The following is a 13,981-nucleotide window of genomic DNA, read 5'->3' on the forward strand; positions in this document are numbered from 1 at the left end:
CTTTGCATCCGCCCGATCTGCGTTCATCCGCGTCCTATTACTTCCCCGTGACCTCTGTGACTCAGTGGTAGATCAGCAATGTCCAACTTCATCTACATCGCCCGTCACGCTTGGGCTGGTTCGTTTGGCGATCCTGGCTGGGTGACTGACGCAGATCGTGAGCTCGAACCCGAGGGGGCGGAGCGCTATGCTCGTGTGATCGAACTTCTCGCCGAACGCGGCCTAGCACCTGAGCTTATCGCCACGAGCCCATACATTCGCTGTCGCCAAACGGCCGACATCATGGCGGAGGGGGTGCCGGGCGAAGTTGAAGTGGTGGAGCTCGACGCATTGACCCCCGGTAGTGACTTCGCAGCCTTGGTGAAATGGTCGTGCAAACACGCCGGTCAATCGTTGGCTTGGGTCGGCCACGCGCCGGATGTGAGTACCTTGACTGCCGCGCTCATCGGCGACAGTCATGCCACCATCCGCTTCGCGAAAGGCTCGATCGCTGCGGTGCAACTTTATGACGAAGTTGACTACGCCTGTGGTGAGCTGCATTGGCACGTCACGGCGAAGTCGCTGGGGTTGTGAGTAACGCATAGTGAAGTACCAGCGCGATTCGTAGGGTACTGCCGAGCTCCGCGAGGCATACCATGTGCAGGGTTCCGGTATGCCTCGCCAAGCTCGGCAATCCCCTACCCTCCCCCGTTCTCAAACCCCTATCGCTCCGCATATCCTAAGAGACTCAATTCACGGAAGGCCACTACACGGAGCATTGAGCACGATGGCTCGACACGGAAAGTACGACTGCCTAATCATCGGCGGGGGACATAATGGACTCGTCTGCGCGGCTTATCTGGCGAAAGCGGGCCGCAAGGTGTGCGTGCTGGAACGGCGGCATCTGCTCGGCGGATGTGCGACCACCGAAGAGCTGTGGCCCGGCTATAAGGTCTCGACCGCGGCCTATGTGATCAGCCTGTTCCAAACGCAGATCATTCGCGAGCTGGCGCTCACAGAGAACGGCCTGAAAATCCTGCCACGGACGCCGTCGTCGTTCACGCCGTTGCCTGATGGCCGCAGCCTTACGCTTGGTCCCGATGCAGCGATGTGTGAGCGCGAGATTAGCAAGTTCAGTATGCGCGATGCCACGGCTTACCCGCGTTACAACGAGCTGCTCAGTCGAGTGGCAGCAGCGCTGGAGCCCACGCTTTCCGAGGCGGCTCCTGATCCGTTACCCATGCCTGAGAGCTGGCGGAAGATTGGTCTCGGGAAGAAACTACGCGATGGTAAGAAGCTTTGGGCGATGCACGGTGCCCTGAAAAACCTGGGCGACGCCATGCCTGAGGCAATCGAGCTACTGACTGCGGCAGCTCGACCGATACTTGATCGTTGGTTCGAGTCCGATGCGCTCAAGGCGACGCTAGCGACCGACGCGATTATCGGTGCGTTCACTTCAATCAGTTCGCCTGGTAGTGCGTATGTGTTGCTACACCACGTCATGGGCGAAGCGGGCGGTGCGCGAGGCGTGTGGGGTTACGTTGAGGGGGGCATGGGCGGACTTGCCGATTCACTGGAGAAAGTTTGCACGCAACTTGGCGTGGATATTCGCCGCGAGTCGCCCGTGCATGCCATTCACACGGACAAGTCGGGTGTAAGCGGGCTAGGTCTGATCGATGGTTCGCAACTTGAAGCACATGTCGTCGCATCAAGTGTCGATGCCAATCTTACGTTCAAAAAAATGCTGGACCCGGCTGTGTTGCCGGACGATTTTCGTGCGGCCGTCAATCGTATCGACTACGCCAGCGCTTCGGCCAAGGTGAACCTGGCGCTCAGTGAGCCGCCCAACTTCACCTGCCTCCCCTCGACAGGGGTCATGCCGCACCATCATGGCACCATGCATGTGGGACCCACGATGGACTATATCGATCATGCGTACGACGATGCCAAGTATGGCCGGCCGAGCGTGAACCCGGTCTTAGAAATCACGATGCCTACCAGTGTCGACCGCACAATCGCGCCTGAGGGAAAACATATTCTCAGCATGTTTGTGCAGTACGCACCGTACGATTTGGCTGACGGCCCTGATGGTCCCACTTCATGGGATGACGTCAAGGAATCGTTCGCAGATCGCTGCGTTGCGGCGCTTGCAGAATACGCCCCCAATGTGCCCGCGGCGATCGAGCATCGTCAGGTGCTTTCACCGCTTGATCTCGAGAGAGTCTACGGCCTGACGGGCGGCAACATCATGCAGGGGGCGATGGGGCCGCACCAGCTATACTGTTTTCGCCCGGTCGCCGGCTGGGCCGATCACCGCACACCAGTACCGGGTCTCTACCTGTGCGGGGCAGCCAGTCACCCCGGCGGCGGCGTCATGGGCAGCTGCGGCAGGAATGCCGCTACAGAGATTTTGCGGGACAAGAGCTGGTAGATGGGCGCTAGCTATTGGACGCTAGGCGCTGGTTTCAATCCGCGCATAGCAAAACCCGCGGCAATCTAAAGGATTGCCACGGGCTGCAAATACTATTCGCACTCTGCTGATCGACATTGCACAGTTCACACTGCTATTCAAACGACCCAGATTGCGTTGCCGCTAGCGTTACCGCTGCTGCTCCAGCTGAGCACCAGCATCAACATTAACGTCGGTACCAGCTTCGATACTTCCGCTCTGCGTATTGGTGTTCACATTCGCATCGGCATTGGCATTGGCTCCGGTCTGGCCAGAGTTTTGATTACTCTCGTATTGGTTACTCTGTTGGCCAGTCTGCTCACTCTGTCGTGGAGATGGGTCAGACTGCATCCGGTCAGATTGGGTTTGACCCGACTGCATTTCGCCGGACTGGTCTTGGCCAGATTGGTTAACAGTAGGCGAGTTGTCGAAGTAAACTCGGCTACCGTTCTGACAGATAAACTCACGACCTGATGCATCCCACTGCAAGACATACGTTTGGCCTTGGACAGGTTGATTGTAGCCCTGGTTATAGGTTGGCGCACCATAAGTTTGGTTGCCATCGTACTGACCTTGAGTGACAACGCCTGCGTTGGCTTGAACGCCACCGCGGTAGCCCGAAGTATGCCTACCTGTGAACGGCTGAGTTACGCGTTGAGTCGCATTGATCGCCCCTTCGCCTACTCGACGGGTCACATTGGCGGCACCCTGAGCCACGCCACGGGTAGCCTGTGCAGTCCCCTGGGCGATCCCGCGGGCTGTATTTCTTACAGGACCTTGACCGTTGACTTGACTCATCGCTGGAAGCATCAACATCGCGCCAATCGCGGCACAACCGACCTTCACTACTCCTAAGTTCTTGATTGACATGTTCATCTCAAACTCCTTTCAATACTTAACTCTACTAGTCCGTCACAATCGGACGGACGGGGCAAGATGCCCCCTTGTGAAAAACTCGGTGTCAAAAAACGTGCCGAAGCCGAGAGGTGCTCGGCTCCAGCTTTAGTGCGATCCATGCAGATCGGTGCTCCTAGAATTTGTAATTCCTAAGATCACGCCTGCGGATCATGGCAAGCCGCTAGCTGCACTTACAAGCGTCGCGTAAATCGCGAACGCGGTCATGTACGGCCTTCACCTCGGCGTATTGACGCTGCAGAACGTCGTTGACCGCTGAGCCGGGAGTCTCTTTCAAGACCTCTTCGTAGGCACCCTTGATATGGTCCTCACCAGCCTCGGCTTCGTTGAGGACTGCTTGCTTGTCGTCGGAACTCAGTGCCGTTTTCAGGCTAATGTAGCTCCGATGCAGTGCCGCCAGCCAGCTTCCCTCGCGGCATACTTCTTCGCCATTCGTAGCGATCAAGTTGCCAAGCTCGGTGGAGTTGGCGCGACGCTGCTGAGCCCATTTCTGGAACTTCTCAGCAAGCTGCGGATCGCTCAATTCTTTACCTGCCTCGGTAAAACCGTCTGCCGAGTCAATATTCGCTTGGCGAATCTTCTTCAAGTTTTCAATAACCTCAGGCTTGAGGTCAGCTACAGTTTCGGGGGTTGCAATACTCATGATTGATATCCTCCTGAATTTCAATTTGTTTAGAAAACCTTGCTCCGACCGATCGACTTCTATGGCTTAGTCCAACGGCGATCGTCCGGATTTGTGTTATCGCTGTGCATTGCTGCTAAGGAGTTGCTCTGAATCGCGGAATGATTAGGCTAACTACAAACAGCACCAAGAATACGAAGAAACAGATCTTCGCGATGCCTACCGATGCCCCAGCGAGACCGCCGAACCCAAGAGCGCCAGCAACGAGAGCGATAACAAGAAACGTAAGAGCCCAACTGAGCATAATGCACCAATCCTTCCCTTCAGGGTGAGTTGATTACCGGATCGCGACTGAGCTAGGCCCAAGTCTGCGTCACCAGTACATGTTGCAATGATCATGCCAATGTCCACAAAACACTTCTATTGCAGCGCAGAATCGGCAAACGAGAGTTTTTCACGCACGCTAGCTGCGTGAAAGTCGACCAACCAGGTCGTTAACTAACCAACTTCCCGTTTAACTCGCCTCCAATGACTCACAAGCTTGCTGATGATGCTTTCCTCAGTCTCTCGGTTGTGTTCTCTAAGGTCGAGATAATTCCCATGGGTAAGCTGCTTCAGGTCGAGCGAGTCAACACTGACCTGATCACGCTTCTCCTCCGCAAGACAAACGGCAATCAGTTCGAAGCGGCTCGCATTTTGGGGATAACCCGGGGGAGTTTACGAAACAAAACTCGCTCGCTCGGTATTGTCATTGACCAAATAATCAAGGTCGAGGAAGAGGTCACGTCAGTGTAAAAATAGAACGAGCGACAAGGTGCCGCTTAGTCTCCTCGGCTACGGGGCTGGTAGATTTTGTGACTGTTGGATGTATGATGTGGAGAGGAAGATATTCCGTGTAGGTACGTCCTACAAGCACGTTATCAATTTCACCGCAACCATCTCATAGTCCCCATGCCTTCCGAAGAAGAGCTCTACCAAGAGCATATCCTCGATCACTACGAAGACCCGTTCCATCGCGGCACGCTTGCTGGCGCGACGCATGCGCACGAGGATAAGAATCCGCTGTGTGGCGATGTCGTGAAGATCGAACTGCAGCTCGACGATGAGGGTAAGATTGTCGACGCGTACTTCGATGGTAAGGGCTGCGTCATCAGCCAGGCCTCTGCGTCGATGATCCTCGAAGAGATGCATGGCAAAACAGTTGACGAGGTCAAAGAGTATACGGCCGAACAAATGCTGGAGTTATATGGCCCTCGGCTCACACCAAACCGGCAAAAGTGTTGCTTGCTGTCGTGGAAGGTGCTGCAGTCGGCGGTTCATGCGCCGGTAGAGAAAGGCTGAAAGAACACTGTTGGGTACCGTCGAGTAGAGCGAGGCGTACCATGACAACGGCGCTTGGTACGCCTCGCTCCACTCGACATACCCTACGACTTTCTCCGTGACCTTTGTGGTTCAAAAAATGAATAGCGTTATAGCCAAGCATTCTCAATTGTTGTCCACGTCCTTGCGCGGCGACTTTCCCATCCTGTCGGAAACCGTCCACAACGGCCACCCGCTGGCATTTCTTGACAATGCCGCCAGCACGCAGCGCCCGGCTTGCGTGATCGACACCATCTCGGGTGTTTATGAGCGAGATTATGCCAACGTGCATCGGGGCATCCACACACTCAGCGAGCGTAGCACGGAGCTTTACGAACGGGCGCGAGAAAGTGTGCGCAATTTTCTAAACGCGAAGAATGTGAGTGAGTGCATTTTCACGCAAGGCACGACGGCATCGATCAATACCGTCGCACGCAGTTGGGGCGATGCGAACCTCGCTGCCGGCGATGAGATCCTGCTCACCGTCATGGAGCATCACTCCAACCTTGTGCCTTGGCAGCAATTGGCCGAGCGCAGCGGGGCGGTGCTCAAGCACATTCCCCTCACCGACGATGGCCGGCTCGATATGTCGTCTCTAGATACGTTGCTTTCTGAGCGCACGAAACTGGTAGCCATCGTGAGTGTGTCGAACACGCTGGGCACCATCAATCCGGTCAAGGAGATCATCGAGAAGGCGCACGCCGTTGGCGCATTGGTGCTCGTCGATGCGGCGCAAAGCGTGCCCCACATGCCGATTGACGTACAAGAACTTGATTGCGATTTCCTCGCCTTCAGCGGCCACAAGATGTGCGGCCCGTCTGGCGTTGGTGCGTTGTATGGCAAAGAGGCGTTACTCGAGGCGATGCCGCCGTTTCTTGGTGGTGGGAGCATGATCAACGAAGTGCGTCTCGACAGCTTCACGCCGGCCGAATTGCCCGCGAAGTTCGAAGCCGGCACGCCACCGATTGTGCCGGCGATCGCCATGAAGGCAGCAATCGACTATCTCACACATATCGGTCTCGAAAAAATTCACGCCCACGAGCAAGTGCTGATCACGGAAGCTTACAATCGCCTGCAGGAGGTTGATGGGCTAACGATCCTCGGTCCAGGACCGTCGCATCGCGCCGGCTTAGTGAGCTTCTCTTTCGAGAAGATTCACGCCCACGAATTTGCCCAAATCCTCAACGACAGCTTCGGTGTTGCCGTGCGAGCCGGACATCATTGCACACAGCCGCTACACGCGTTGTTGGGAATCACCGCCAGTACGCGAGCGAGTTTCTATCTCTACAACACGCCTGAAGAAGTCGACCGGCTTGTAGAAGGTGTACACGCAGTGCAGAAGAAGTTCGCGCCGCAGGGCCGGAAGCGCAAGCCTCGGAAGTAGGGATTGCCAATAATCGTAGGGTACTGTGACTATCTAACCGCTTTGCAATTGTGCCGCCTCCGCCGCTATAATCCACAAGAGTCAAGAGCAACTCTCCCAAGGATGCAACAATGCCTTTTCAATTCCCCGGAACTTCCCGCGGTGGCGGTTTTTCGTTTCCTCAACAGCGTCAACCGCAGCAGCGGCGTCAGCGGCCGATGTTTGGTGGTGGCGGTCGGGCGAGCACTGCCAATCGCGGAGTCGGTAGTGCCATCAAGATGCGGCTACTGATTGCTGCGGGTATCGCGGTGTTCGCCTTAATTAGCTACTACGGGAAGCCGGGTGATGTGAATGAAGTGACCGGCGAGACTGAACGCGTAGCGATGACCGAAGAGGCGGAAGAGATTCAACTCGGTTTACAAGCGGCGCCCCAAATGATCAGCCAGCATGGCGGCCCATCGCGCAGCTTGGCGGATCGACAACGTGTTCACAATATCGGGCAACGTCTGTTAGCCGCGCTCGATGAAAAGCTGGCTGATTCAGATCGGCACAACCCTTATCGCGACAGCTTCCATTTCACCCTGCTGGCCGATCCGAAAACGGTCAACGCATTTGCCTTGCCTGGTGGGCCGGTGTTCATTACCGAAGCACTCTACAGTCGACTTTCCGATGGACAACTGGCCGGCGTTCTCGGCCACGAAATTGGCCACGTGCTACTTCGTCACGGCAACAAGCGCATGGCCAAGCAGGGACTCTACCAAGGTCTCGCCGGCGCAATGGGCGTACTGGGTGGCGATGCGGGCGGCGCACGCATGGCACAGATGGTTTCCAGCGCGCTAAGCATGAAGTACGGACGCGAGCACGAACTGGAAGCCGACAAGTGGTCAGTCACCTTGACCGCCAACGCGGGTTACGACCCGCGAGCGATGATCGGCGTGATGAAAATTCTCGACGAAGCGACCGGCGGCGACGGCCCGCCAGAGTTTCTCAGCACACATCCCAAGCCAGCGAATCGCGTAGAGTACATTGAGGAAGTGATCGCGGAGACGTTTCCTAACGGTGTGCCTGAAGGGTTAAGGCAGTAGCCGTAGGGGAAAGTGATCGGCGCGCGAGTGGTCGAGGCACTGGTTGGCTATTTCTTGGCTATTTCTAGTGCTTTACTTAATCTCAAAGGAACCTGCGGCGGTGCGAGCCGACGGCCCATGCTAAGCAGACAGTCGCTAGCAGCAGTGTGGATGGTTCGGGTACGCCCTCGAAGATCGTGAGCTCATAATCGCCGATTTCGCCGTGTTCGCCGAATAGATCGAAGTCGGAATATCCCGTGACGGCTAGTACGACTTCACCGCTGGCAGGGACGGTGCCCATAACTCGCGACTTCAGGCCATCGCCACCACCCGCACCGTCGTCGTCGAGAACGATAATGTCGCCGAATTCGTCTACCCATGCCAACATGGTATCAAAAGGGATACCGAAGTCGGTATCTGACGTTTCCGCAACAAACGATTCACCAGGCGTCAGGCCGGTAAATCTCCAGTAATCGAGCGGATCAGTCCCAAGCCCCAAAGCATTGTCTGTGATGGCATCGAAAAAACCACCAACCCACGTGGGGTCGTCGAAAGAGAACGTATCGAGTTCTCCAGGAGTGAGGCTCTCGGGGACAGAAAACGAATCAAGTGGAGCGCCTCCGGCATCGAAGACCTCAACAAAGAGTTCGTAGTCGCCGTCCTCAGAGTGCGTACCATCGAAATCGTCGCAGCAGCCTGTGACTGCCAAGTGAATGCTCCCGTCAGCATTCACACCAACGCCGAAGATGCCGCTCCCAAGGCCATCGCCCAAGGGACTACTATCGTCGTCTTCGTCTAAGGTTGGCAACGAAAAAGTGTCGTCAGCAAAAGCGCCGAGATAAGTGTCTGGAGAGGGGAAGCCTTCCAGTGAGTCGAGAACCGAAATGACGCCGGGGCCGAGCACAGTAGCGCTGCCAAAATCATCATTGGGTTCTGCGCCATAACCCGTGCTGATAGTGCACAGAGCGGACAGAAGTAGAGCGGCAAGGAATCGGCGCATTGGGACTCACCTCGAAAGGACTTGAAAACGGGAATTGGACAGCCCAAGCAGTTTAATTGCTGAGTGCCCCACGCGTCAAATCTTAATAAATCGGACTAAGTAGCGAAGTTTCATCGCAATCAAGGCAACATGACGTGGGGTAGTATTCGGCATGCTCTTGGGGCCGGGGTCGGTTTCCACTGGTGATGGTCCGCACAGTGGAGCCTACTGTTCCGCCGCTTCCTCAGCCTCTTCCTGTGCTTCCTCTGCTCCTGCGGGCAGACGTTCTTCCTCCACCTTTGGTAGCTCGCCGTGCAGGCCTTCTTTCAAGAAGTTCACGAGGTCCTTCTTGTCCTGCTCGCTAAGGTCGAGCTTCTTGACGTTTTCGCTGAGGTAGGGGTTCTTGTGTCCGCCTTTGGCGTACCACTCGATGACTTCTTCGAGCGTTTCCTGCGAGCCGTCGTGCATGTAGGGGCCCGTTGAGGCGATGTTACGCACGGTCGGGGTTTTGAAGGCGCCGCGGTCCAGGTCTTCGTTGGTTTCCGTGAAACGGCCCCAATCGAAGTCCGCTGGTCGATCTTCGTCGGCCATTTCTTCCTCAAAGCCGACGCCCAGGTTGTGGTACTTTTCGTCGGTAAAGTTCGCACCGAAATGGCAGGCAGTGCAGCCACCCTTTTCGCTGAAGAAGAGTTCGCCACCGCGCCGGGCCGATTCGCTCAGCGGAGATTTTTCTGCTAGCGCTTTCAATGCCATGTACTCCTCGTAGACCTCGGGCTCTTCCTCTTTGAGTTCGTCGAGATATTCCTCTTCGATCTCGAAACCTTCTTCAAGCGACTTAATCTCCAAATGGTAGTCCCAAGGCGTAGGACCAGTGACAAGGGCTCGTTCGAACGCAGCGAGTGCCTTGGCGGCATTGTCGATCTCTACGGCATCGTCTCCCTCGCCATCGCCGAAGACCGCTTCGAACTGGGCGACATACTCAGGCACGGTTTTCAGATCGGCAACGGTCGCCTCGTGCGTGTTGCCCATTTCAATCGGGTTGGCAATCGGCCCGATGGCTTGCTCTTCGAGTGTGGCGGCGCGACCGTCCCAAAATTGTTTGTCGCTGAGAATGCGATTATACGCGACTGGCGAATTACGATTACCGGTTTGCCCATCGACACCTACACCAAATTGCGTGTCTTTCCCGTAGCCAAAATCAGGGTGGTGGCAACTTGCACAGCTGATGCTGTTGTCGCTGGAGATGCGCGGGTCGAAAAACAGTTGGCGGCCTAACTCAATCTTCGCGCGGGTGAGTGGGTTTTCTTTTAGGCCTTTGATTTCCCCGGCACCGGCTTTCAAACCGAGGGGCAATTCGGGATCGAGCGTAACGTGGTTGTCTGGATCTGCGAGCCACATCTTCACTTGGTCGAGTGTGAGCACGCCTTCGCCAGGGATGCCGTCGTAAAGTTCGTCGGTGCCAAGGAGGATGGTTTCTGGTTCCGCTTGCGGCTTAGCAATAACTTCTTCCACGCTACTCTCAGTTTCGCTTTTGAGTTCGAGCTCAGGTTCGTTTTCCATCACTTTCTCTACATCCTTCGCCGGTTCGCTCTCTTCTCCTACTTCCGCTAAAACGCGAGCGGTGGGTTCTGTGGATTCTTCCGTTTCGGATTCGCTAGGTTCCTTGGCGAGGCTTTCCTGTTCCGCTTCTTGCTTCATCTCTTCGACAAATTCTTTGGGTGGAGCATCGCCACCTTGGATAATGTACTTATTGACCAAGAATGCCACGGCCAAGAGGACCAACACGATTACGATCAATCTACCCATCGTCAGTTTCCCCTGATTCAGATTTGTCTAACAGAAAGTACTCGTAAAACTCAGACGACTACGACTGCACCCGCAAGCGGGGCCGCCCAGTAACACCAGTGTAACGTAAACACATCGTAACAAAACTGGATCCGTTTCAATGAGGCAATATGTCACGAGTTTTTGGACCATGAAGGTCACAAAGAACACAAAGAAAATCTCTTTGTGTCCTTTGTTGTTACTGATGTTCCTATTGGCGTTCTTGGCGGCACATAAAAAGAACCCCCAGCTTGCGCTGGGGGCTAGGGGCTCTTCGATGTTTCAATTGTGCTGCTTAGCTAGCCGTTTGCAGGTTGGCTTTCTCGAAGTAGGCTTTGCTTTCCTGTGGGCTCGGCTTGATGGTCAGCTCGCCTTGCTTCCAGTTCGCGGGGCAGACTTCGCCATTACGCTCGAAGTATTGCAATGCATCGACCATGCGGAGAGCTTCTTCAACGCTGCGGCCCAATGGGAGGTCGTTGACCACCTGATGCCGTACGATGCCTTCCTTGTCGATAAGGAACAATCCGCGGAGCGAGACGCCTCCTTCGAGCAGCACACCGTAGTCGTCAGCGATTTTCTTGCTGATGTCGGCGATCATCGGATACGCAATGTCACCGAGGCCGCCTTCGGCTCGAGGGCGTTCGCGCCACGCGAGGTGTGTAAAGTGGCTGTCGATGGAGCAGCTAAGTAGTTGCACGTCGCGCTTGGCAAACTCTTCATTTGCATCCGAGAAGGCGATGATTTCCGTCGGGCAGACAAAGGTGAAATCTAGTGGGTAGAAGAATAACAGCGTGTACTTGCCGCGGTAGTCTTCGAGAGAGATTTCCTTGAACTGGCCGTCGGGCATCACTGCCTGGGCGGAAAAATCAGGCGCGCATTTCTGAACTAGGCAACTCATTCGGGTATCTTTCTTCGTAAGGTGGGATTCTGGCGGGGTTTCGTTCTTGAGCTAGTAGGGTGTCGCGAGCGACAGCGAAACGCCGCCAACTCGGCAGTAGGTGCGTTTCGCCAAAGCTCACGACACCCTACATCTACTGTGAACTCCATCTAACTACAGCGCTGCATTCAATGCGGCAACGGCTGCGTCGTAGTTGGGCTCGTCGGTTACTTCAGGCACGTACTCTGCGTAGGTGACTTTGCCGTCCGCGTCGAGCACGAATACTGCGCGGGTGAGGATCTTCAATTCTTCAAGCATGGTGCCATAGTCAGTACCGAAATTTCGGTCCTGGTAATCACTGGCAGATTGCATGTTTTCGATGCCTTCGGCACCGCAGAATCGGTTCATGGCGAAAGGCAAATCGAGACTCACCGTCAGAGCGTTGATTTTATCGCCCATCGCACCGAGCGTTTCGTTGAACTTCTTGGTTTGTGTGGCACACACGCCAGTGTCGAGCGAGGGCACGACGCTGAGGATGGTTGGCTTGCCCTTAACACAATCGAGGCCGATGGTCTGCATACCATCTTTGAAGAAGTGCAGCTTGAAGTCAGGAGCGGCTTGGCCGACCTTTACTTCTTCGCCAGCGAGAGTCATGGGGTTGCCTTTGAATGTAACGACGCCAGAGCGGGACATAGGAGGGACCTATAAGGAGGGAGGGCTGCGGGGGATTGATTTCGAGCACCCCATTATCGCGGATTCTGGCTGGGTTTCAAGGCTGTAGCCCAGGCTCCTATGCAGAGACCATTGATCGCCTCGCGCAGGGGCACGAATCCGGGCCGGGGGTGGTTAAGCACCCCGGGCATTGATCGTAGCATGCGTTACGCAGACTACATCGATTCACGGGCTATGCATGCGGCGTAGGTTGGTCCGCACTGCGGACCCTACCCAGCAGCCACTTTTGTGCCTTCAATTTCCGGCACAGCAAATCCCTTGCGATAGTTGTCGTCCCGTAAGAAGCTATTCGCCAGTTCTGCGGTCTCACCAGTGAACTGCTCAACCGAGGTATCAAAGTCGAGCATTGGGCCCAGCTGGAAATCGCTAGTTGCGCCACCATGCTGCTCGCAAACCCTTTGCAGACCCTGGAACACTTGGCCAAGCTCCGGTGTGTCTAGCGTCGAGACGGCGTCTTCAATCTTCGTTTTCTCACTTTGCTGAGCAACTTGCGCACCCACGTTCGCCAGATTGCACCATCCGGTTGAGTAGTAACCTTCCTGGATAGGAGCATTGAGTAGCAAGGGGTCGTTTGCACGAATTGCATCAGCAAAGTTCTGCTGGTGGTTGCCCTTAGCTTCACCGCCTCTACCGCCGAATTTCGCGATTACTTGCCCCTCGGCGTCAAACGCAGTGGCATGACCGCGTTGACCCTCGAAGCGTCCCCCCTCGCAGTGAACGACGTAGCCACTCGTAGGCCCGTTCATGCCAGCGGATTCACGAATAGCTTCGTCCATTTCCAGATTGCATATACCAATCGTGACAGGAATCCCGCCCGCATTGAGTGCTGCAAAGTGCAGGTTCGGTGTGTTGCCGGCGTCGTGCCAGCCAAACCGCCCACCCGCAGCAATAAATTGCGAGGGCATTTTCACTTCGTCCCGGAACACATTGTTTCGCACGTCGTCAACGATATGCACGCCCCAGTTGCCCATTTCCCCTGAACCGGTATTCCACACCCAGTGCCAATCGTAGTGGAAATTCTCTCGATACATCGGCACATTCTGAGCGGGGCCCAGCCACAGGTCGTAGTCTACGCTTTTCGGCGGCGCGAGCGGCGTGTCGCGTTTACCGATCGAGGCTCGCTTGCCGTAACGATTCACCTGTACCCAACGTATCTCACCGATTTTCTTCTCTTCGTGCAAGAACTTCTTGATCTCTGCCTGCATCGGATCGGTGCGTTGCTGCGTGCCGATTTGACAAATGCGATTGAATTTGTGCGCGGCATTTACAACCTGCCGACCTTCCCACTGGGTTTGGCTGAGCGGTTTCTCAACATACACATGCTTGCCCGCTTGCATGGCTAGAATCGCTGCCAATCCGTGCCAATGGTTGCACGTGGCAACCACCACCGCGTCGAGGTCCTTAGACTCCAGCATCTTCCGCAAATCCGTGTACTTCGTAGCGCTGGTGTACTTCTCACCTAGCTTGCCTGTGCGCTCGCTATCCGGGTCGCACAAACCCACGACCTTCATGCCTGGGACGCGTGAACATCGGGAAACTAGATGTTCCCCGCGACCACCACAGCCGATGAGTCCTACGTTGATTTGCTCGTTCGCACTCGCTGCCAATAGCGAGCGTGAAGGCAACGCCAGGGCGGTGCCAGCAGCAAGGCCCGTTTGGAGAAATGTTCTACGTGAATGGAAGCTTTTCATAGCAATTTTCCGGTAGCGTTGGCGTTTAGGAACGTGGCGAAGCAAGCGTCTCAATATAGTATCCGCTTCTAGCCTAATATTTTACGGCGAAAAACTGAAATTTTCTTCGCCACCGGCAGGATTTCTG

The 13,981-nt window shown here is 55.6% G+C and carries 14 protein-coding genes; 6 read left to right on the forward strand and 8 right to left on the reverse strand.

Annotated features, from left to right (window positions below):
* The first annotated feature begins 78 nt into the window (after positions 1–78).
* Both HG15A2_RS22640 and HG15A2_RS22645 read left to right on the forward strand, forming a co-directional pair.
* Positions 79–573, forward strand: coding sequence for a SixA phosphatase family protein (locus tag HG15A2_RS22640; protein WP_145063605.1), 495 nt, complete (start codon positions 79–81; stop codon positions 571–573).
* A 193-nt stretch (positions 574–766) separates the two neighbouring features.
* Positions 767–2,410 (forward strand): phytoene desaturase family protein, encoded by a 1,644-nt coding sequence (locus HG15A2_RS22645; protein WP_145063607.1) that lies wholly within the window; start codon positions 767–769, stop codon positions 2,408–2,410.
* 168 nt (positions 2,411–2,578) lie between these two features.
* Here the strand turns inward: HG15A2_RS22645 and HG15A2_RS22650 are convergent, their stop codons facing one another.
* From HG15A2_RS22650 to HG15A2_RS22660, 3 genes are all read right to left on the reverse strand, one after another.
* Complete coding sequence (locus HG15A2_RS22650; RefSeq protein WP_145063608.1) at positions 2,579–3,304, reverse strand: hypothetical protein; 726 nt, start codon at positions 3,302–3,304, stop codon at positions 2,579–2,581.
* Between the two features lie 202 nt (positions 3,305–3,506).
* Positions 3,507–3,986: a PA2169 family four-helix-bundle protein gene (locus HG15A2_RS22655; RefSeq protein ID WP_145063609.1), complete on the reverse strand. Its 480-nt coding sequence runs from the start codon at positions 3,984–3,986 to the stop codon at positions 3,507–3,509.
* 115 nt (positions 3,987–4,101) lie between these two features.
* Positions 4,102–4,269 (reverse strand): DUF1328 family protein, encoded by a 168-nt coding sequence (locus tag HG15A2_RS22660; RefSeq protein ID WP_145063610.1) that lies wholly within the window; start codon positions 4,267–4,269, stop codon positions 4,102–4,104.
* Between the two features lie 224 nt (positions 4,270–4,493).
* Between HG15A2_RS22660 and HG15A2_RS22665 the strand changes: the two genes are divergently transcribed.
* From HG15A2_RS22665 to HG15A2_RS22680, 4 genes are all read left to right on the forward strand, one after another.
* Complete coding sequence (locus HG15A2_RS22665) at positions 4,494–4,760, forward strand: helix-turn-helix domain-containing protein (RefSeq protein ID WP_145063611.1); 267 nt, start codon at positions 4,494–4,496, stop codon at positions 4,758–4,760.
* Between the two features lie 156 nt (positions 4,761–4,916).
* Positions 4,917–5,306 carry a Fe-S cluster assembly sulfur transfer protein SufU gene (gene sufU, locus HG15A2_RS22670; RefSeq protein WP_145063613.1) on the forward strand — a complete coding sequence of 130 codons (390 nt, stop codon included), beginning with the start codon at positions 4,917–4,919 and terminating at the stop codon, positions 5,304–5,306.
* Positions 5,307–5,424: 118 nt separating this feature from the next.
* Complete coding sequence (locus HG15A2_RS22675; protein WP_145063614.1) at positions 5,425–6,708, forward strand: cysteine desulfurase; 1,284 nt, start codon at positions 5,425–5,427, stop codon at positions 6,706–6,708.
* Between the two features lie 110 nt (positions 6,709–6,818).
* The gene (locus HG15A2_RS22680; protein WP_246117832.1) at positions 6,819–7,772 is read left to right on the forward strand and encodes a M48 family metalloprotease; all 954 of its coding nucleotides are present in this window, start codon (positions 6,819–6,821) and stop codon (positions 7,770–7,772) included.
* Positions 7,773–7,854: 82 nt separating this feature from the next.
* On the opposite strand, the gene HG15A2_RS22685 is transcribed toward HG15A2_RS22680, so the two are convergent.
* The 5 genes from HG15A2_RS22685 to HG15A2_RS22705 all read right to left on the reverse strand — a co-directional run bounded on the left by HG15A2_RS22685 (position 7,855) and on the right by HG15A2_RS22705 (position 13,854).
* Positions 7,855–8,751 (reverse strand): hypothetical protein, encoded by an 897-nt coding sequence (locus HG15A2_RS22685; protein ID WP_145063615.1) that lies wholly within the window; start codon positions 8,749–8,751, stop codon positions 7,855–7,857.
* Positions 8,752–8,955: 204 nt separating this feature from the next.
* Positions 8,956–10,536 carry a cytochrome-c peroxidase gene (locus HG15A2_RS22690; RefSeq protein ID WP_246117833.1) on the reverse strand — a complete coding sequence of 527 codons (1,581 nt, stop codon included), beginning with the start codon at positions 10,534–10,536 and terminating at the stop codon, positions 8,956–8,958.
* A 313-nt stretch (positions 10,537–10,849) separates the two neighbouring features.
* Positions 10,850–11,452: a peroxiredoxin gene (locus HG15A2_RS22695; RefSeq protein WP_145063616.1), complete on the reverse strand. Its 603-nt coding sequence runs from the start codon at positions 11,450–11,452 to the stop codon at positions 10,850–10,852.
* Between the two features lie 153 nt (positions 11,453–11,605).
* Positions 11,606–12,124 carry a thiol peroxidase gene (tpx, locus tag HG15A2_RS22700; protein WP_145063618.1) on the reverse strand — a complete coding sequence of 173 codons (519 nt, stop codon included), beginning with the start codon at positions 12,122–12,124 and terminating at the stop codon, positions 11,606–11,608.
* A gap of 248 nt (positions 12,125–12,372) precedes the next feature.
* Positions 12,373–13,854, reverse strand: coding sequence for a Gfo/Idh/MocA family protein (locus HG15A2_RS22705; RefSeq protein ID WP_145063619.1), 1,482 nt, complete (start codon positions 13,852–13,854; stop codon positions 12,373–12,375).
* Positions 13,855–13,981: the final 127 nt, after the last annotated feature.

The sequence above is a fragment of the Adhaeretor mobilis genome (genome assembly GCF_007741515.1).
Lineage (GTDB): Bacteria > Planctomycetota > Planctomycetia > Pirellulales > Lacipirellulaceae > Adhaeretor > Adhaeretor mobilis.